This is a genomic window from Collimonas sp. GW821-FHT07E08 (genome assembly GCF_059418905.1).
The window spans coordinates 119,228-138,345 of sequence record NZ_JBWKQR010000006.1 but is presented as its reverse complement, the minus strand read 5'-3'; the positions used below and the strand labels follow the sequence as shown (position 1 = coordinate 138,345).

Genomic DNA, 19,118 nt, shown 5'->3' with positions numbered 1-19,118 from the left:
CCCCGGATAAAAAAAAGCCCGCCAGCCTTGCGGCAGCGGGCTAAATCCAAAACTTAGGGAGAGTTGGAGGAGACCAATTCAATATTGTGCTGCCCAACCGGTTTTCAATACCCTTTTTCATTATTTATTCCCGGCAAAAATCGCGAGGGAAAACTAAAAACTGGTGCCGGTGCGGCAGCTTGCGAACGAAGCGCCATTGGTTGCAGCGGCGCCGCAGCCGAACAGGCTGCATCCACCGACAAGGAAAACCACGGCGGCCAGGGTGGGGATCAGGATGAAACGACGTCGCATGAAGGCCCCTTGGATTTATTCCATTGTACCGGCGCCCGCGAAAACCTAGATGATCGAGGAATCGTCATCGCCGCTCATGTCGTCGGCAAGCGTGTCGTCCGTGCTTGTGCTGTCATCCTTTGCCGTATCGCCATCGTAATAATTGTTGACGGTGGTGTTCTCGGTCGATGTGGTTGACGGCGCCATGCCGGGCTGGTTCATGAATCCCGCGGCGCCGCTGCTGCTGCCGGGATGCATCAAGTGTTCGATACCCTGGAACAGGAACGCACCGCCTGCCACCCCGGCAGCTGTAGCCGCAACCGTGCCGAGCGCGCTCCCGACGCCACCGCTAAAAAAGCCCGGCGACGCCGCCGGCACCTGGCTTTGCATGGATGGGGCAGGCATTGCCGCCGGCATGCTCGCCATCATTGGAGGCGCTGCCGGGCGCGGCGCCGTAGCTGAAGTATTGCCCCATGCATTGGGATCGAAGAAGCTGCGCGACGGCGCGGCTTGGGTTGCCTGGACCTGGCTCTGCAGCGACGCAATCTGCGTTTTGGCGGCGGTAAGTGCTTGCTCCATCAACAAAGCGCGCTGGACCAGCAGGTAAGCAGCGTCCGGTTGCTGCGCAACGGCGCCGGCAATCAAGGCATCGGCTTGCGGATCCTTGGCTATGCCGCGCACCTGGATGAGTTGATTCAGAAAATCTTGCAGCGATTGGGTTTCTTGCGGGCTCATGAATATTGCTCCTATAGCAAGGTGAAAAAAATAATCTGGCAAAGGCCACGTATGTGGCCTGCATAAATCCGCCATTGGTTTAACACGGCATTACATGGGGCCAAGGGACGTAATTCCCCTGATTTTTTTGTATCCGTTTGAAAGCGAACGTAATTTTTTGGAAAGATGACATAAGAACGTTGCCCAGCCGATTCGAGTGAACATTCGGGAAAAAACGCCAGATTCGTAGCGAAACCGAAATATTTCCTTGCTACTATGGAATTTCCATGGGGAGGGCGATATGTCTACAGTTCATGAAAGCCGCAGCGTCAGCCTGTCGCAGAAGGACATCGAGGTCCTGGAATCGGTGCTGAATGAACGGATTGCATATCTGTCCCAGATACTGATGACCAGATCGCGCAGCGCCTATGGCGATCATCATGTCACTGCATTGAAAAACGCGATTGATGCGAAATCAGCGTTGAATCTGGGCCGAAGCACGCTATAAAACTGCCTCACCGGGTCAAGGAAGCTGCGGGCGTAAAAAAGCCCCGAACCGGCGAAGGTGCGAGGCTTTTAAGCGATGGCTCGGATTACTGGCTGTTCCAATACAGAAGCGAGACAGCGCTCAGCTATCCGCCATCAGGGTTTAGCGGGCGCGCTGGCAGCGTTGAGCGCCTCCATGGCGGCTTTTCTTGCCGCCTGAATATCCTTGCTATCGATGGTAGTTGCAGCAGCTGGGGCTCCCGCCTCGGGCGTAGCGACAACGGCTTTTGGCTCTTCTTCTTTTGAACAAGCCAAAACAGCTAAAAGAAGCACCAATGCAGCGACTGTTTTCATCTTTTCTCTCTCCTCGAATTAGACGGTACGGCAAATCATTATGTGCATTCTACAATGTTGCCGAAAAACATCGTGGCTTTTACTTTTGGCGATATGCGGAATGTCTGATGTAAGCAGAGCTGTCGTTAAAATACAGCCCCAAACTTGATTGCTCAAGGGACAGGCCAATATTACAGGGGGCATTGGCCATGGGTGTAATCAAAGAGCGCCTAGAGAAGTATGCGGACGTAAAAAAATCTACCGACGACAGTGGGTAGATGGTGTCAAAATCCGAGTTGAGTAAAATAGCCAGTTCCAAGAAGCGGATCTACATATAAAAATAATGTCCATACCAAAACTATCGATTGCCCTAATTTTGGTTTTCATATCAGGGATGGCGTCACATGCTCATATACCGATTTTCGAGCGGGACCTGATCAAATATAAAAACAAGGATGCAGACGAATCTAAGGTAATGAATGCTTTTATCAGCTATGGACAGTCTTGGCGGTCTCAGTCGCAACCAATTGCGGGCGATAATCTTATCGCAGACGATAAACAGCCACTTGCATTTGCACCTAAAGCCAAAAACACAACTACGTTGCTGCCGGCAATTAGCTCTCCGTGGGTTGCTGACCAATACGGTGACCTGGAAGCATTGAACTGGAAAAATACGGTTACCGGAAGCCCGAATAATGCTTCTGGAAACATCGGAAATATTTCTGCACGCTCACTTGTTAAACTGAGCAAGAGGGATGGTTACTCGCCTTTTCAAGTCGTCGATTTTGGCATGGCATATCCCGCATACACCTGGCAGCAACTCCGGCCAGGTACAGAACAATGGCAAGTGCTGCTAAATGCCATAAACAAAATCAAAGCGATCAATGAGTCAAATGGGAAAGCGACCCGTTGGCTAGGCGTTGGCTGGACGCACGGTGTTTTTTCTCCTGCCGACAATTTCGACTATTACGTTCAACTCAAGGAGATGGTTGCAGCGTTCGATAAATTGGCCTTGAACAGTGGCGATGGAGGAACGAACAAACCATTGCACTACTTTACCGACATGTTCGCCGGCGTTTCCGACATGGTCGTTCAGTCGCCAAATACATTACGGCAATTAGACTTTGCAATTGCCAACTCGTCTCGCGTCCATCTTGTCAATCCTCGTTATCCTTACCCAATTGCTGCTGGCGATAATGTGCATCACACCGGTATCGGTTATGCCCAATACGGTGAAGCCGAAGGATTGGCCAAGTTCCATACCTTGGTAGAAGGGAAAAATTGGGAGCCATTCAGAATCGTATCAGGTGCGGCCGAAGGCTCGAAAATTTCGCTGAAAGTATCGGCGCCAATGGCTGGCTTCGGAAAGCCAGAGATCGATATTTCGCAAATTGAGCAGGCATCACAATACGGATTTCATGTTAAAGCCGACGGCGTTGAAGTCCCGGTAAAAAGCGTGTCATTCCCCAATTCGACGACTATTACGCTGGATCTACCCTCGTTAACTTCAGCATCATCAAAGTTCGAAGTTTCGTACGCATGGTACGGCCCCGGCGCTTCCTTCGGAACACATGTTGGAGTTTGGGGAAACATTAAACGAAAAGGCCCGCCATCTGTCTTGTTCCAAGGGAAAACCATTGATTTATGGCTTTGTAACTATATCGGCGTTATTGAACGTGCTCCAAAATCAAGTTTGAGCTGAATTTGCCGCCTATTCCTGTTTTCAGGGTAAAGAACTGATGGGGAAAACGCGAAAAATAAGTCGTTGGTGGTCAGTCATTACTGCGGGAGCGATACCCGGAATAGCATCAATACTGATCTATGCAGGCAGCATGTTGCACCCCGCAGTCGCGCCAGTTTGCCAAGTATCGTCTTCTGGATATGCCAGTCCCACGCGAGTAGCAAGCGGATCGTTATTGAGGATAGGCGGCTCAGACATAGTGCGCAATGCTTGTCGAAAATCATGGGAGTACATATTCCTAAAGCTGATACGGGAAAATGGTGTGCCGTTTCTCCTCGCTTGTCGTCTAGTTTTACCGTCCTGATTCCGTATGACGCACACATTGGGGCGGTGTATTGCCCTCGAACGAGATCCATTGGTTGATTATTTACCAATACAGAACCTGGAAAAGATCACCCCCAGCAAATCATCCGGCGTAAACGCCCCCGTAATGCTGCTCAGCCTATCCTGCGCCAGCCGCAATTCCTCCGCAAACAGATCCAGCGACTGGTCGTTGGCCCGGTTGTCGAGCGAGGCATGCTGCTCGGCGATCTCCAGGTGGTCGCGCGCCGCCTTCAGTGCGATCAGGTGGCGCTCGCGCGCCAGGTAGCGCGATTCGCCGGTTTGCTGCCAGCCGGCGATGCGCAGCAGTTCGGCGCGCAGCAGGTCTATGCCGAGATGGTCGGTGGCCGACAGGTAGATATGGGTAGCGTCGTTCATCACATCGACCGCGGGTTTGTGGCCGGACTGGTCGATCTTGTTCCAGATGCGGATGATCGGCGCGCTGTTCGGAAAACGCGCGACGATTTTTTCATCGGCCAGTGACGGGCCGTGGTTGGCGTCCAGCATGTGCAGGATGACGTCGGCGTTCGCCACCGCGGCCCAGGTGCGTTCGATGCCGATCCGCTCTACTTCGTCGTTGGCGTCTTCCGCCTCGCGGATGCCGGCGGTGTCGATGATGTTGAGCGGGATGCCTTCCAGCTGGATCGTTTCGGTAACCTTATCGCGGGTGGTGCCGGCGATCGGCGTGACGATGGCGACATCGGACCCGGCCAGCACGTTCAGCAACGATGACTTGCCGACATTCGGCTGCCCCGCCAGCACGATGTTCAAGCCGTCGCGCAGCAAGGCGCCCTGCGCGGCCTGGCTGAACACGTTGTCCAGCGTGCCGCGGATGGCCGCCAGCTGGCCGCGCGCGTCGGATTTTTCCAGGAAGTCGATTTCCTCTTCCGGGAAATCCAGGGTAGCTTCAACCAGCATGCGCAGGTTCGTGACCTGCTCCACCAGCGCATGGATCACTTTGGAAAACGCGCCCGACAGCGATTCCGAAGCCGATTTGGCGGCCGCCTCGGTAGATGCCTCGATCAGGTCCGCCACCGCTTCCGCCTGCGCCAGGTCCAGCTTGTCGTTGATGAACGCGCGCTGCGTGAATTCACCCGGCTCCGCCATGCGCAGGCCGATATCCTGGCCGGCCGCCAGGCAGCGGCTCAGCAGCATCTGCAGCACCACCGGCCCGCCGTGTCCCTGCAACTCCAGCACGTCTTCGCCGGTATAGGAATGCGGGGCCTTGAAATAGATTGCCAGGCCCTGGTCGATGACGCTGCCGTCGGCATTCTTGAAGGGCAGGTAGGTAGCGTGGCGCGGCGCCAGCTTGTTTTCCGGGATGCCGCAAACGGCTTCGATCAGCGGGCCCAGCTGTTTGCCGGAAATGCGGACTACGCCGATGCCGCCGCGTCCTGGTGCGGTAGCGATCGCGGCGATGGGGGAAGAATCGAAAGACATGGAATTATTCTACGAGGGTTGTTTGATAATAGAAACATCGGCAAGCAGCCGGCCACAAAAAAGCCCGTGAATCGAACATTCACGGGCTTTTTTACGACACTCGCTCAACGGCGTATTAAGCCTTGGCCGGACCTGCGCCCATCTTGCGGGTGATCACCCATTGCTGCGCAATCGACAGCACGTTGTTGGTGACCCAGTACAGCACCAGGCCGGACGGGAAGAAGAAGAACATCACCGAGAAAATCAGCGGCATGAACATCATCACCTTGGCTTGCATCGGATCAGGCGGCGTCGGGTTCAGCTTGGTCTGGATGAACATCGAAATCGCCATCACCACCGGCAGGATGTAGAACGGATCCGGTGCGGCCAGGTCATGGATCCAGCCCAGCCACGGCGCATTGCGGATTTCCACGCTGGCCAGCAGCACCCAGTACAGCGAGATGAACACCGGGATCTGCACCACGATCGGCAGGCAGCCGCCGAGCGGGTTGATCTTCTCGGTCTTGTACAGCTCCATCATGGCCTGGTTCATCTTCTGCGGTTCGGATTTGAAGCGCTCGCGGATCGACGTCATCTTCGGCGTCACCAGCTTCATCTTGGCCATGCTGCGATAGCTCGCCGCCGACAGCGGGAAGAACGCCAGCTTGATCAGCACGGTCAGGGCGATGATGGTCCAGCCCCAGTTGCCGAGCACTTTGTGGATCTGCGTCATCAGCCAGAAAATCGGCTTGGCGATGATGGTCAGCCAGCCATAGTCCTTGACCAGTTCCAGGCCAGGCGTAATCGCTTCCAGATCGGCCTGCACTTCCGGGCCGGAATACAGGCGGGCATCCATGGTCACGCTGGCGCCGGGAGCAATCGTGCCCAGCGGCAGGATATTGCCGACCGCGTACAGGTTGGTGGCGATCTTCTTGGTGAAGATTTCGCGCGGCGCCTTGTCTTGCGGGATGAACGCCGAGACAAAGTAATGCTGGATCACTGCAAACCAGCCGTCATCCGCCTTGGTAGCGTGTTCAGCCTTGCCGCCTTCGATCTTGTCGAATGGGAATTTCTGGAACTTGCTGGCTTCGGTATAGACCGAAGCGCCGGTGAAGGTATGCACGAAACGCTGTTCGCCTTCAGGCGCATTGCCGTCGCGCACCAGCTGCAGGTACAGCGAAGGCGAGACTGGCGCGCCGCTGTCGTTGGTCACTGTGTGCTTGACGTCGATCGAATAGTCGCCGCGCTTGAAAGTGTAGGTCTTGGTCAGCTTGACGCCGCCTTCGGTCGATTCCAGCACCAGTTGCACCTGGTTGCCGTTGTCCAGCTTACGCACGCCAGGCAAGGCCGTGAACGGCGACTTATGGTTAGGGAACGGACCGCCGATCAGGCCGGTTTCAGCCAGGTAGGTGCGGGTAGCGCTGGAGTCGAACAGCACCAGGTTCTTGGTCGGGTCGACCGTGTCCTTGTGCTTCAGCAATTCCAGGCGCTTCAGTTCACCGCCGACGGTATCGATGTCAGCCTTGACCACATCGGTAGTGATGGTGATGACTTCGCCCTTGGCGTCGGCAGTCGTGGCAGGCACCGCACTGGCCGATGCGGCAGGCGCGCCGGCGATAGCCGAAGCTTGCGGCACGGCGGTGCTGGCGCTGGCTGATGCGGCAGCGCCGGCAGGACCGGTGGCAGCGGCGGGAACAGTCTGGTTGGCGCTTGGGAAGAACAGCGACGGCTGGCCGTTATGGCGCTGCCACTGGTCCCAGAGGAACAGCAGCGAGACCGAAAATACAACCCACAGGACGGTACGTTTGATATCCATAAGAGTATTTATCTATGATTCAGGAATGGCCGCAACCACACGATCGGTTAGCCGATGCGGGTTTGGTTGCAGATGGAGATGTGGATGACGGTTGCGGCGGCACCGGATCGAGTCCGCCTTCATGCCAGGGATGGCATTTGCACAGGCGGCGTCCGGCCAGCATGCTGCCCTTCAGGGCGCCATGCGTGCGGATCGCTTCGGCTGCGTAATCGGAGCAGCTGGGATAAAAACGGCAATTCTGTCCCAGAAACGGGCTGATGCCCAGTTTATAGAGGCGCAACAGGAACAGTAGAGGCATTTTCATGACAGCTTTTTTCCCTTCTTCTTCCGGCCTCGGCTATGTGTGGCCAGGCTGGAACAATACAAGCCGCGGATACAAATAAGCAGAAACTTACGCGTACTTACGACTTGTCAGCCCGTTGCGACGCGAACAGCTGCTTCAGTTCGCCATGCAGCTCTCGCTTCAGGCGCGCAGTCGTGGCCGGGCCCGCCTTGGTGTTTACCGGTTTCGATAAACGCACAACGCAGTCGATTGGCGGCAGTGGTGTCAGACGAAACAGCTCGCGCGTAACGCGTTTGACCGTGTTACGCGTAACAGCGCGCGGCGCCAGCCGTTTTGCCGCCACCACGCCCAGACGGGCATGCGGCAGCGCATTAAGGCGGGTATACAAGACGAAGTGCGCCGTTCTATACACAGGGCGCAAACGAAAAACGGATGAAAACTCATCCGTTTTAACGATGCGCCGGTCACGTGAAAAGTCCTGGACGCTGTTCTGGGAACGGTCGCCGAGTCGATCTGTCACGCAAGCAACGCTGCTGCGTCCGGCTGGATTAAGCTGCCAGACGCTTGCGGCCTTTGGCGCGACGTGCATTGAGCACAGCGCGGCCACCGCGGGTTGCCATACGGGCGCGGAAGCCGTGAGTACGCTTACGGCGCACGACGGAAGGTTGGTAAGTACGTTTCATGTTGGTCTCGCTAATCAGCAAAAATAAATCGGATCTTCACACTCAGAGCGCTGGGTTTCTACCCTTTCGCGATTCGATCTGGACCAGGCTGCCAAGGCGTCGGAGAACGAAACCGGGGCAAATACAAACAAGTACAAGGGACAGTCAACGCACAAACTGGCAATTCAGCGGACAGTGAACCTTGAATTAGAACGCATTTTCTGCTTGTTTGTCAATCACTTAGGGCGCTTTTCCACAAGGTCTTTTTGCGCCCGGCAACCGGAATAATTGGCTGTGCCTGTGGATAACTTGCGCCGGCAAGGGTAGAATAGCGGCTTATGTGTGGCACGCCTGCCAGTTATGCATTGCTCAGTAGTACGGAATCCATTACTGAACCCAGCGTGCAATAAAAACATCAAGCCAGGGCGTAAAGAACCTCACCCCGCACACCTTCACTTAGAACGATTCATGGAAAATTTCTGGCAGAGCTGCTCTACCCAGTTGGAGCAGGAATTGACGCCTCAACAATTTAGCGCGTGGATAAAACCGCTGACGCCACTCGATTACGAGGATGGACGATTGCGCATCGCTGCGCCGAATCGCTTTAAGCTGGACTGGGTAAAAACGCAGTTCGCCAGCCGCATCACGACCCTGGCGCACCAATATTGGGAGGCGCCGATCGAAGTGGTGTTCGTGCTCGATCCGCGCAAGTCGGCCCCGGCTCATGCCAGTTCCAGCATGCCGGTAGCGGTCAATAACAATGGCGGCAATAGCGAGCAGGCCGGCGCGCAGGCGTCCGCGGCCGGCGGCGGCAGTTATGGCAACAGCAACTTCGACCGCCTGCCGGAAGTGCAGACCGAGAACAGCGCCGTCAGCGCCAGGCGCGACCAGTCGCGCATCAATACTGCCCTCAGTTTCGACAGTTTCGTCACCGGTAAAGCCAACCAGCTGGCGCGCGCGGCAGCGATCCAGGTCGCCAATAATCCCGGCGTTTCCTACAACCCGCTGTTCCTGTACGGCGGCGTCGGCCTCGGCAAGACCCACCTGATCCACGCCATCGGCAACCAGCTGCTGGCCGACAATCCGAACTCGAAGATCCGCTACATCCACGCAGAACAGTACGTTCGCGACGTAGTGACTGCTTACCAACGCAAGGGTTTCGACGACTTCAAGCGCTACTACCATTCGCTCGACCTGCTGCTGATCGACGATATCCAGTTCTTCGGCGGCAAGAGCCGCACCCAGGAAGAATTCTTCTACGCCTTCGAAGCGTTGATTGCAGCAAAGAAACAAATCATCATCACCAGCGACACCTATCCAAAAGAAATCACCGGCATGGATGACCGCCTGATTTCGCGTTTCGACTCGGGTCTGACGGTCGCCATCGAGCCGCCGGAACTGGAAATGCGGGTAGCGATCCTGCTTAAAAAAGCGGCATCGGAAGGCGTCACCTTCTCCGACGACGTCGCGTTTTTTGTTGCCAAACATTTACGTTCCAACGTCCGCGAGCTGGAAGGCGCACTGCGCAAGATTCTTGCTTACTCCCGTTTCCATGGCAAAGACATCAGCATCGATGTGGTCAAGGATGCATTGAAGGACCTGCTGTCGGTACAGAACCGCCAGATCTCCGTCGAGAACATCCAGAAGACCGTGGCCGATTTTTTCAACATCAAAGTTGCCGACATGTACTCGAAAAAGCGGCCGGCCAATATCGCCCGTCCGCGCCAGATTGCGATGTACCTTGCCAAAGAGTTAACCCAGAAAAGCTTGCCGGAAATCGGCGAACTGTTCGGCGGCCGCGACCACACCACGGTGTTGCACGCAGTCCGCAAAATCGCCGGCGACCGCACCAAGAACCCGGAATGCAACCACGAATTGCATGTGCTGGAACAGACCCTGAAGGGCTGATGTGGATATGTCGGGCGATTGTGCACGTTGCCTGCGGCCCTGTGGATAAGTTTGGATAAGGCAAGTTTGGAATTGGGTAGTTACTGTGGTTTTTTTGTCGATCCGGCGAAACGCGGCAGCTTGCCGATTTATTAACTAACAATCGCAAAAAAGCCGGAAAGCGGCGCAGATTTAAGCTTCGGGTGGGTCCGTAGAGGGTCGATTTAAGTTACATTTACAGACTGCTTGGAAGTATTCAAACGCGCCATCGAGCTGGCAGCAATATTTGATTTTTAAATAACAAGGATATAGCTATGCAATTGGTCAAAACCAACCGAGATACCCTTCTCCGGCCACTGCAGATCGTGAGCGGTATTGTCGAGCGTCGGCACACATTGCCGATTCTGGCCAATATCCTCATTCGCAAAGAAGGCGAAAAGGTCTCTTTCCTGTCGACTGACATCGAAGTGCAAATCACCACCAACGCCAACGTCGGCAGCGGCGGCGAAACCGCGGCGACGACCGTTGCGGCACGCAAGCTGCTCGACATCCTGCGCGCCCTGCCCGACACCGGCGAAGTCTCGCTCACCCTCAGCAACAAGCGCATGACCGTGCAGTCCGGCAAATCGCGTTTCGCCCTGCAAACCCTGGCCGCCGAAGAGTTTCCGACGGTAGCCCAGGCAGACCATTACAACGCCACCGTCACCCTGCCGCAAAAGACGCTGAAGCACCTGTTCAACATGGTGCACTTCTCGATGGCGCAACAGGACATCCGCTATTACCTGAACGGCCTGCTGCTGGTCCTCGACGGCAAGAACGTGATCGCCGTGGCCACCGACGGCCACCGCCTGGCGTTTTGCCAGGTCGCCACCGAGCAAGAGTTCGCGCGCCAGGAAGTCATCATCCCGCGCAAGACCATCATCGAACTGCAGCGCCTGCTGGAAGAAACCGATGAACCGGTCCAGCTCGAAATCGCCAACAACCAGGTCAAGCTGTCGTTCGCCGATATCGAACTGATCTCCAAGCTGGTCGAAGGCAAGTTTCCCGACTACACCCGCGTGGTGCCGAAGGGCTACAAGAACGATTTCACCATCAGCCGCGACCAGCTGCTGCGCTCCCTGCAACGCGCCGCCATCATGACCAGCGACAAGTTCAAGGGCGTGCGCTGGGTAGTCACGCCAGGCAGCCTGAAAATCAGCTCCACCAACGCTGACCAGGAAGAAGCCATCGAAGAACTCGAAATCGATTACGGCGGCGACAGCGTCGACATCGGCTTCAACGTCACCTACCTGCTCGACGTCCTCAACAACCTCAAGGGCGACAACATCAACATCGCCCTCGGCGACGCCAATTCCTCGGCACTGATCACCGTGCCGGAAAACGCTGACTTCAAATACGTCGTCATGCCAATGCGGATCTAGTCTGCATAAAAAACAGGGCGGAAAGCATCGAGCTGTTCCGCCCTGTTTACTTGTAAAAATAGCACTCAGCCCCAATATAAGCAGTTCCGAAGTAAGTTTTTCAGAAGGTAGCCATGTCATCAGCCCCTCAAGACAACACCAATCAGCCGCAACCCAATGCATACGGAGCGTCCTCGATCCAAATTCTCGAAGGCCTGGAAGCGGTACGCAAACGCCCCGGGATGTACATCGGCGACACTTCTGACGGCACCGGCCTGCACCACCTGGTGTTCGAAGTGCTGGACAACTCCATCGACGAATCGCTGGCCGGCCACTGCACCGAAATCCACGTCACCATCCATTCCGACAACTCGATCTCGATCACCGACAACGGCCGCGGCGTGCCCACCGGCATCAAGTTCGACGACAAGCACGACCCGAAACGCAGCGCAGCCGAAATCGTCATGACCGAGCTGCACGCCGGCGGCAAGTTCGACCAGAACTCGTATAAAGTATCCGGCGGCCTGCACGGTGTGGGCGTGTCTTGCGTTAACGGCCTGTCCAAGCTGCTCAAGCTGACCATCCGCCGCGACGGCAAAGTGCATTACATGGAGTTCGTGCGCGGCGTGCCGCAAAACCGCGAAACCGAAATGCAGGAAGGCGTGCTGGTCTCGCCGATCAAGGTCATCGGCGACACCGACAAGCGCGGCACCGAAGTCCACTTCTGGGCCGACGAAGAAATCTTCACCCACGTCGAATTCCACTACGAAATCCTGGCCAAGCGCATCCGCGAACTGTCCTTCCTCAACAACGGCGTGCACATCAAGCTGACCGACCAGCGCACCGGCAAGGAAGAAAACTTCGCGTTCGAAGGCGGCACCCGCGGTTTCGTCGAATACATCAACAAAGCCAAGAGCGTCCTGCACCCGACGATTTTCCAGGCCACCGGCGAAAAAGACGGCGTCAGCGTCGACGTCTCCATGCAATGGAACGACGCCTACAACGAACAAGTGCTCTGCTTCACCAACAACATCCCGCAACGCGACGGCGGCACCCACCTCACCGGCCTGCGCGCGGCGATGACGCGCATCCTCAACAAGTACATCGAAGAACATGACTTCGCCAAGAAAGCCAAGGTAGAAACCAGCGGCGACGACATGCGCGAAGGCCTGACCTGCGTGCTGTCCGTGAAAGTGCCCGAGCCGAAATTCAGCTCGCAAACCAAAGACAAGCTGGTCTCCAGCGAAGTGCGCCTGCCGGTAGAAGAAATCGTCGCCAAGACACTGAACGACTACCTGCAAGAACGCCCGAACGACGCCAAGATCATCTGCGGCAAGATCGTCGAAGCCGCCCGCGCCCGCGACGCCGCCCGCAAGGCGCGCGAACTGACGCGCCGCAAAGGCGTGATGGACGGCCTCGGCCTCTCATCCAAATTGGCCGACTGCCAGGAAAAAGACCCGGCGCTGTGCGAACTCTACATCGTCGAGGGTGACTCCGCGGGCGGTTCCGCCAAGCAGGGCCGCGACCGTAAATTCCAGGCGATTTTGCCGTTGCGCGGTAAAGTGCTCAACGTCGAAAAAGCCCGTTTTGAAAAGATGCTGTCGTCGGAACAGATCACCACGCTGATCGCCACCCTCGGCACCAGCATCGGCGCCGACGAATTCAACGCCGACAAGCTGCGCTACCACCGCATCATCATCATGACCGATGCGGACGTCGACGGCGCCCACATCCGCACCCTGCTGCTGACCCTGTTCTACCGCCAGATGCCGCAACTGGTAGAGCGCGGCCACATCTACATCGCCCAGCCGCCGCTGTACAAGGTCAAGCACGGCAAGGACGAGCGCTACCTCAAGGACGACGCCGAAGAAGTCTCCTACATGATGCAGGTCGCCCTCAACGACGCCGCCCTGGTGCCAAGCGAAGGCGCGCAGCCCATTAGCGGCCCGGCCCTGGCCGAGCTGGTGCGCCAGTACAACATGGCCAACGCCATCATCACGCGCCTGACGCGCGCGGTAGACGGCGCCGCCCTCACCTCCATCATGACCGGCGTCACCCTCAAGCTGGACACCCTGGCCGACGCCCAAGCCTCGGCCCAGGCCCTGCAAGCGTCGATCAACGAGCCATCGGTGCAAGTCATCGTCAAATCGGACGAACTCTCCGACAAGCACGCCCTGCGCATCCAGCGCCGCTACCACGGCAACATCAAGGTCAGCGCCATCGACAGCGACTTCGTCGCCAGCCCGGACTACACGGTGCTGGTCAACGCCGCAGAAACCTTCAAGGGTTTGATCGGCCCTGGCGCAGTCATTCGCCGCGGCGCCGGCGAAAAAGTCAAAGAGTCAGCCATCATCGACTTCCACCAAGCCATGGCCTGGCTGCGCGACGAAGCCGAACGCGGCGTCAGCAAGCAGCGCTATAAAGGTCTGGGCGAGATGAATCCTTCGCAGCTGTGGGAAACCACGATGGATCCGACAGTGCGCCGGTTGTTGAAGGTGCAGATTGAGGATGCTATTGCTGCGGATCAGATCTTCATGACGCTGATGGGGGATGATGTTGAGCCTCGGCGGGCGTTTATTGAGTTGAATGCGCTGCAGGCGGGGAATATTGACGTCTGATTTGCCACGTTGTTTTCTCTCTCTAGGCCGCCCGCAATGAGCTGCATGGAAGCATATGCGAGTTAGTATCAAGAAGGGGGCAGAAGGTCGAATCTTCTCGCCCCGATCAATTGAACCAATGACTTAGGCCAATCTTCGGATTGGCCTTTTTCATTTTTGGAATTTGACCCCAACAAAACTTTTCAGGACGCTTTGGCCAATTTTTTGCGCATATTTGCTTTTGCCTCGAACATACTCACATAAACGGGCTATTTGTTATTTCATTCTTTATGTTTTTGTTGCCCATAGAGTAATATATTCCTCACCATAAAATGGCAGTAATGCAGGGCTTGGCAGTCATATTCAAACCCATTACCGCCTTGCTTTATCCACCCTATTTGTCTCAAACAACAATCCATGACTCAAACCACCAACAACCTGGCCTCAGATTCTTGGGCAATCGCTGATCTTCTGCGTGGTGACTTCAAGCAAAGCCAATATGGCCGCATCATTCTGCCGTTTTGCCTGTTACGCCGTCTGGAATGTGTGCTGGAACCCACCAAAGAAGCGGTACTCGCCGAGCAACAAAAAATACAGGCGATGAATCTGCCGGAAGAAGCGCAAGAGAAAATGATCTTGCGTGCTACGGGTGGCTTGTCGTTTTTCAATACGTCCAAGATGGATTTGTCGAAGTTGGGTGAAGCTGGCATCAAGGCCAATCTGGAAAGTTATATCCAAAGCTTTTCCAAAGATGCCCGTCAGATATTTGAATACTTTAACTTCGCCGAATTCATCGGCCAGTTGAACGACGCCAATTTGCTCTATAAGGTCGTGCAAAAAGTACGCACCATTGATCTCAGCCCCAAGGCAGTATCGAATCACGATATGGGTTTGGTGTTTGAAGAGCTCATCCGCCGCTTTGCTGAAGGCTCGAACGAGACTGCCGGCGAACACTTCACCCCACGCGACATCGTGCGCCTGACTACCTCACTGGTGTTCATGGAAGATGATGATGCGTTGACCAGGGCTGGCATTATCCGCACCATTTACGACCCGACGGCCGGTACCGGCGGCTTCTTGTCGTCAGGCATGGAATACGTACATGAACTCAACCCCGAAGCTGTCATGCGTGCCTATGGGCAAGAACTGAATCCAGAAAGCTATGCCATCTGTAAAGCCGACATGCTCATCAAAGGGCAGGATGTCAGTAATATCAAACTCGGAAATACCCTCTCAAATGACCAGTTGTATGCCGACAAGTTTGATTACATGCTGTCGAATCCGCCATTTGGTGTCGATTGGAAAAAGATCGAGCAAGAAATCAATGATGAACATAACCATAAAGGTTTTGACGGCCGCTTTGGCGCAGGTTTGCCACGGGTTTCGGACGGCTCGCTGCTGTTTCTGCTGCATCTGATCAGCAAGTTGCGTGATGCAGCCGATGGCGGAGCGCGCATCGGCATTATCCTCAATGGCTCGCCCTTGTTCACTGGCGGCGCCGGTTCGGGCGAGTCAGAAATCCGCCGCTATATTCTGGAAGCCGATTTACTCGAAGCCATCGTCGCGCTACCTACCGACATGTTCTACAACACGGGCATCTCCACCTATGTCTGGGTGCTATCGAATAAAAAAGCCAAGGCACGCAAAGGGCTGGTGCAATTGATCAATGGCGTGAACCTGTGCGGCAAGATGCGCAAATCGCTGGGCAGCAAGCGCAATGTCATGGATGACAGCGATATCGCCACCATCACCAAATGCTTCGGCGATTTTAAAGTAATCGATGCGCGTGAGCTGGATAAACCGGCCGAACAAAAGAGCAATCGCGGCCGCCAATCTGCCAATCCAAAAACTGAAGCAGCCAAAACCTTTGCTGCCAAAATCTTTAAGACGCACGAGTTTGGCTATCGTCGCATCACCATTGAACGCCCGCTGCGTATGTCTTACCAATTCAGCGATGAACGCATTGCCAGTTTGCGTTTTGAATCGGGTGGGCTCAACGCGGTGATGCAATGGACGTATGCAGAATACGGCGCGGCATGGATAGATACAGAACTCTCCGCAAACTATGGCGACCTCAGCAACCACCAAGACGCTATACGCCGTTACATCAAACTGCACTTTGCCGATCTCAAAGAAAAGCAAATCAAAGACCTTCTGGATCACCATACATGGCGCGATCAACTAGCCATCATGCTTAAAGCACGCAAATTGCAAGTGACCATCGGCAGCGCTCAGTTTGATGATATGAATGTCTTTGACGATGTACTCGCCAAGGCTGCGAAAAAACAAGGCATCAGCCTGGACGCCAAAGAGAAAAAAGCCATCGAAGCGGCCGTCAGCTGGAAAAACCCCGACGCGCAAAAAGTCATCAAGAAAATCCACAAAAGCAAAGCCGATCCGATTTACGGTTTGTTTGCAGGCGAAGGCGATTACATTGGTAAAACCGTCGAATACAAAGCCGACGGCGATCTACGCGATGCAGAAAACGTCGCGCTCGATCCGAGTAAAAGAGTCAACGCCATCAACGAAGCCTATTTCAAAAAAGAAGTGCAACCACATGTGCCAGATGCCTGGATAGACGCCAGCAAGAAGGACAGCAAAGACCAGCAAATCGGCATCGTCGGTTACGAGATTCCGTTCAATCGCCATTTTTACCAATATCAGCCACCGCGTGATCTGGCTGAAATTGATGCCGATCTCGATGCAGTCAGTGCCGAGATCATGAAGCTGCTGCAAGAGGTGCATTCATGACGAAAGTAAGCAAGATCAAGGAAGGTACGGAACGTCAAGATTTTGCTGAAGTTGTGCAACTCATTGAGGCGGCACGCCAGCATGCGTATCAGGCCGTCAATACCGCGCTCATCGAACTATATTGGCAAATAGGCGCGTATATCAGTCGTAAATTGCAAGCTGCAGAATGGGGTGATGGCGTTGTTGATGCGCTGGCCAATCATCTTGCTGCCACGCAACCAAATTTAACGGGATTCACCCGTCGCAATTTATTCCGCATGCGCCAGTTTTATGAAGCTTATCAACATGATCAAATTGTGTCAGCACTGCTGACACAATTGCCTTGGACGCACAATCTCATCATCCTCAGCCGTAGCAAACATCCTGAGGAGCGCGAGTTCTATATCAAGATGGCAATTAAGGAGAAGTGGTCTAGCCGTGAACTCGAGCGCCAGTTTAAGGCGGCATTATTTGAACGGATGGTACTTAGTCCGGCAAAAGTGTCAGCAGTGCTGACACAAACGCATCCTGAAGCACTGAGCGTATTTAAAGACAGTTATGTTGTCGATTTTTTAAACTTACAAGAACAGCATAGCGAAGCCGATTTGCATCACAGCCTGTTGGCCAAATTGAAGCATTTTTTGTTAGAACTCGGTCGTGACTTTTGTTTTGTCGGCAGTGAATTTCCCATTCAGGTCGGCACACAAGATTTTGCGCTAGATCTGCTGTTCTTTCATCGCGGCTTAAATGCCTTGGTAGCGATTGAGCTCAAAGTAGACCGGTTCGAACCAGAGCATTTAGGCAAACTCAATTTTTACCTGGAAGCGCTGGATCGTGATCACCGCAAATCGCATGAAAATCCCGCCATCGGCGTGCTGTTGTGTGCCAGTAAAGATGACGAGGTGGTTGAATACGCCCTAAGCCGTTCGTTATCGCCTGCCATGATTGCCGAGTACCAAACGCAATTGCCGGATAAGAAATTATTGCAGGCAAAATTGCATGAGTTTTATGTGTTGAATTTGGCGCAGGGGATGGGTTATGAGTCGGTATAAAGCTTATGCGGGATATATAAATTCAGAAGTTGATGGGCTTGGTTTAATACCAAATGGCTGGAAGGTAATGCAGTTGAAGCGCAGTGTCGATGGATGCACAAATGGGGTCTGGGGTAGCGAGCCAACGAATGATGGAAGCGATACGATAGTAATCCGAGTTGCTGATTTTGATCGTCCAAGGTTGTCAATAAATGAGGATGGATACACATATCGCAAAATCGAAGAAAAAGAAAAAACGGCACGAAAATTAAAACGTGGCGATCTATTACTAGAGAAATCTGGCGGTGGAGAAAAAATGTTCGTTGGTCAGGTAGTTTTGTTCGATAAAGATTTTGAGGCTGTTACGTCTAATTTTGTTGCCAAAATGACGCCGAATATTGGTTTTGACAGTCGATATTTGAATTATGTTTTTAGTCGTTTTTACAATGACAATATTAATTATTGTTCTATTAAACAAAATACCGGAATCCAAAACTTAGATTCTGCTTCATATTTGTCAGAGAAATTTGGTTTTCCGAGCTTGCAAGCTCAGATGCAAATCGCCAACTTCCTCGACCGCGAAACCGCTAAGATCGATACTTTGATAGTGAAGCAGCAAGAGCTGATCAAGCTGCTCAAAGAAAAGCGGCAGGCAGTGATTAGTCATGCCGTAACCAAAGGCCTCAACCCCAACGTCCCCATGCGCGACTCGGGTGTGGAATGGTTAGGTGAGGTACCTGCGCATTGGGATGTAATGCAAATCCGGCGAGTTTTACCCTTCATGGAGCAAGGTAAAAGTCCTGAATGTGAAAATCGACCAGCAGAAGATAATGAATGGGGTGTTTTAAAAACTAGCTGTGTTAATCAAGCCGAGTATCGAAGTGGTGAAAATAAGTTTTTACCAGATGCAATAGCGCCCTTTCCGCAATACGAAGTAAAGGTCGGCGATGTTCTTATGTCTCGTGCCAGTGGTTCTCTCGATTTAATTGGTTCAGTTGCATATGTATTTGAAACACGCTCTAAAATTTTATTATCAGACAAAATTTTTAGACTTGGACTTTCAAAAAAAGTGAACAGAATATTCTTTAAATATCTTATGCAGTCCTCGTATATGCGATCGAACATTCAAATCGCAATTAGTGGCGCAGAAGGAATGGCCAATAATATTACCAAGGGGTCAGTAATGAGTTTTCGCTTTGCTTTACCGAGTGTCGCTGAACAAAATGCCATCGTCGAATTTTTAGAGAAAAGAATAACTCTGCTCGCTGGTCTATTAAGTCAAACTGAAAACGCGATCAGATTAATGCAAGAACGTCGTATAGCACTAATTTCTGTCGCCGTTACGGGGAAAATAGATGTGCGCGACTGGCAACCTACACGGGTTCCTGAGCTGGACGACGTCGCTGCGTAAATCCTGCTGCCCATAAT

The 19,118-nt window shown here is 53.9% G+C and carries 16 protein-coding genes; 8 read left to right on the top strand and 8 right to left on the bottom strand.

Annotated elements, in window-relative coordinates:
• Positions 1-153: 153 nt before the first annotated feature.
• Complete coding sequence (locus tag AC07RZ_RS09670; protein ID WP_186450603.1) at positions 154-291, bottom strand: hypothetical protein; 138 nt, start codon at positions 289-291, stop codon at positions 154-156.
• A 45-nt stretch (positions 292-336) separates the two neighbouring features.
• Positions 337-1,005: a DUF2076 domain-containing protein gene (locus AC07RZ_RS09665; RefSeq protein ID WP_494667801.1), complete on the bottom strand. Its 669-nt coding sequence runs from the start codon at positions 1,003-1,005 to the stop codon at positions 337-339.
• A gap of 280 nt (positions 1,006-1,285) precedes the next feature.
• On the opposite strand from AC07RZ_RS09665, the gene AC07RZ_RS09660 reads away from it, so the two are divergent.
• Positions 1,286-1,492: a hypothetical protein gene (locus AC07RZ_RS09660; RefSeq protein WP_144740739.1), complete on the top strand. Its 207-nt coding sequence runs from the start codon at positions 1,286-1,288 to the stop codon at positions 1,490-1,492.
• 134 nt (positions 1,493-1,626) lie between these two features.
• Here AC07RZ_RS09660 and AC07RZ_RS09655 read toward each other — a convergent pair whose 3' ends face one another.
• Entirely contained in the window at positions 1,627-1,824 is a 198-nt protein-coding gene (locus tag AC07RZ_RS09655; protein ID WP_144740742.1) for a hypothetical protein, read from the bottom strand.
• A 322-nt stretch (positions 1,825-2,146) separates the two neighbouring features.
• Here AC07RZ_RS09655 and AC07RZ_RS09650 point away from each other — a divergent pair, with 322 nt between their 5' ends.
• On the top strand, positions 2,147-3,505 hold the full coding sequence (locus AC07RZ_RS09650) for a hypothetical protein (RefSeq protein WP_494667800.1): 1,359 nt from the start codon (positions 2,147-2,149) through the stop codon (positions 3,503-3,505).
• Positions 3,506-3,907: 402 nt separating this feature from the next.
• On the opposite strand, the gene mnmE is transcribed toward AC07RZ_RS09650, so the two are convergent.
• The 5 genes from mnmE to rpmH all read right to left on the bottom strand — a co-directional run bounded on the left by mnmE (position 3,908) and on the right by rpmH (position 8,066).
• Positions 3,908-5,305: a tRNA uridine-5-carboxymethylaminomethyl(34) synthesis GTPase MnmE gene (gene mnmE / locus AC07RZ_RS09645; protein WP_494667799.1), complete on the bottom strand. Its 1,398-nt coding sequence runs from the start codon at positions 5,303-5,305 to the stop codon at positions 3,908-3,910.
• 115 nt (positions 5,306-5,420) lie between these two features.
• Entirely contained in the window at positions 5,421-7,100 is a 1,680-nt protein-coding gene (gene yidC / locus AC07RZ_RS09640) for a membrane protein insertase YidC (RefSeq protein WP_494667798.1), read from the bottom strand.
• Between the two features lie 19 nt (positions 7,101-7,119).
• Entirely contained in the window at positions 7,120-7,404 is a 285-nt protein-coding gene (yidD, locus tag AC07RZ_RS09635) for a membrane protein insertion efficiency factor YidD (protein WP_494667797.1), read from the bottom strand.
• Positions 7,405-7,501: 97 nt separating this feature from the next.
• Positions 7,502-7,903, bottom strand: coding sequence for a ribonuclease P protein component (locus AC07RZ_RS09630; RefSeq protein ID WP_494667796.1), 402 nt, complete (start codon positions 7,901-7,903; stop codon positions 7,502-7,504).
• A gap of 28 nt (positions 7,904-7,931) precedes the next feature.
• Positions 7,932-8,066 (bottom strand): 50S ribosomal protein L34, encoded by a 135-nt coding sequence (rpmH, locus tag AC07RZ_RS09625; protein ID WP_061535510.1) that lies wholly within the window; start codon positions 8,064-8,066, stop codon positions 7,932-7,934.
• A 447-nt stretch (positions 8,067-8,513) separates the two neighbouring features.
• On the opposite strand from rpmH, the gene dnaA reads away from it, so the two are divergent.
• The 6 genes from dnaA to AC07RZ_RS09595 all read left to right on the top strand — a co-directional run bounded on the left by dnaA (position 8,514) and on the right by AC07RZ_RS09595 (position 19,101).
• Positions 8,514-9,953, top strand: coding sequence for a chromosomal replication initiator protein DnaA (gene dnaA / locus AC07RZ_RS09620; protein WP_342829793.1), 1,440 nt, complete (start codon positions 8,514-8,516; stop codon positions 9,951-9,953).
• Positions 9,954-10,246: 293 nt separating this feature from the next.
• Positions 10,247-11,353, top strand: coding sequence for a DNA polymerase III subunit beta (gene dnaN / locus AC07RZ_RS09615; RefSeq protein ID WP_092395924.1), 1,107 nt, complete (start codon positions 10,247-10,249; stop codon positions 11,351-11,353).
• 113 nt (positions 11,354-11,466) lie between these two features.
• Positions 11,467-13,950 carry a DNA topoisomerase (ATP-hydrolyzing) subunit B gene (gene gyrB, locus AC07RZ_RS09610; protein ID WP_144740757.1) on the top strand — a complete coding sequence of 828 codons (2,484 nt, stop codon included), beginning with the start codon at positions 11,467-11,469 and terminating at the stop codon, positions 13,948-13,950.
• 396 nt (positions 13,951-14,346) lie between these two features.
• A complete protein-coding gene (locus AC07RZ_RS09605) occupies positions 14,347-16,680 on the top strand; it encodes a type I restriction-modification system subunit M (protein WP_494667795.1) in 2,334 nt (777 codons plus the stop codon).
• A complete protein-coding gene (locus AC07RZ_RS09600; RefSeq protein WP_494667794.1) occupies positions 16,677-17,711 on the top strand; it encodes a PDDEXK nuclease domain-containing protein in 1,035 nt (344 codons plus the stop codon). The genes AC07RZ_RS09605 and AC07RZ_RS09600 overlap by 4 nt, the downstream gene beginning before the upstream one ends.
• On the top strand, positions 17,698-19,101 hold the full coding sequence (locus AC07RZ_RS09595; RefSeq protein WP_494667793.1) for a restriction endonuclease subunit S: 1,404 nt from the start codon (positions 17,698-17,700) through the stop codon (positions 19,099-19,101). Before AC07RZ_RS09600 ends, AC07RZ_RS09595 begins: the two co-directional genes overlap by 14 nt.
• Positions 19,102-19,118 lie beyond the last annotated feature (17 nt).

Bases quoted from the DNA above. Each gene is read 5' to 3' on its own strand.
- AC07RZ_RS09665 (WP_494667801.1), bottom strand. From the start codon at position 1,005: ATGAGCCCGCAAGAAACCCAATCGCTGCAAGATTTTCTGAATCAACTC.
- gyrB (WP_144740757.1), top strand. From the start codon at position 11,467: ATGTCATCAGCCCCTCAAGACAACACCAATCAGCCGCAACCCAATGCA.
- AC07RZ_RS09605 (WP_494667795.1), top strand. From the start codon at position 14,347: ATGACTCAAACCACCAACAACCTGGCCTCAGATTCTTGGGCAATCGCT.
- AC07RZ_RS09655 (WP_144740742.1), bottom strand. From the start codon at position 1,824: ATGAAAACAGTCGCTGCATTGGTGCTTCTTTTAGCTGTTTTGGCTTGT.
- yidC (WP_494667798.1), bottom strand. From the start codon at position 7,100: ATGGATATCAAACGTACCGTCCTGTGGGTTGTATTTTCGGTCTCGCTG.
- yidD (WP_494667797.1), bottom strand. From the start codon at position 7,404: ATGAAAATGCCTCTACTGTTCCTGTTGCGCCTCTATAAACTGGGCATC.
- AC07RZ_RS09660 (WP_144740739.1), top strand. From the start codon at position 1,286: ATGTCTACAGTTCATGAAAGCCGCAGCGTCAGCCTGTCGCAGAAGGAC.
- AC07RZ_RS09670 (WP_186450603.1), bottom strand. From the start codon at position 291: ATGCGACGTCGTTTCATCCTGATCCCCACCCTGGCCGCCGTGGTTTTC.
- AC07RZ_RS09600 (WP_494667794.1), top strand. From the start codon at position 16,677: ATGACGAAAGTAAGCAAGATCAAGGAAGGTACGGAACGTCAAGATTTT.
- dnaN (WP_092395924.1), top strand. From the start codon at position 10,247: ATGCAATTGGTCAAAACCAACCGAGATACCCTTCTCCGGCCACTGCAG.
- rpmH (WP_061535510.1), bottom strand. From the start codon at position 8,066: ATGAAACGTACTTACCAACCTTCCGTCGTGCGCCGTAAGCGTACTCAC.
- AC07RZ_RS09595 (WP_494667793.1), top strand. From the start codon at position 17,698: ATGAGTCGGTATAAAGCTTATGCGGGATATATAAATTCAGAAGTTGAT.
- mnmE (WP_494667799.1), bottom strand. From the start codon at position 5,305: ATGTCTTTCGATTCTTCCCCCATCGCCGCGATCGCTACCGCACCAGGA.
- AC07RZ_RS09650 (WP_494667800.1), top strand. From the start codon at position 2,147: ATGTCCATACCAAAACTATCGATTGCCCTAATTTTGGTTTTCATATCA.
- dnaA (WP_342829793.1), top strand. From the start codon at position 8,514: ATGGAAAATTTCTGGCAGAGCTGCTCTACCCAGTTGGAGCAGGAATTG.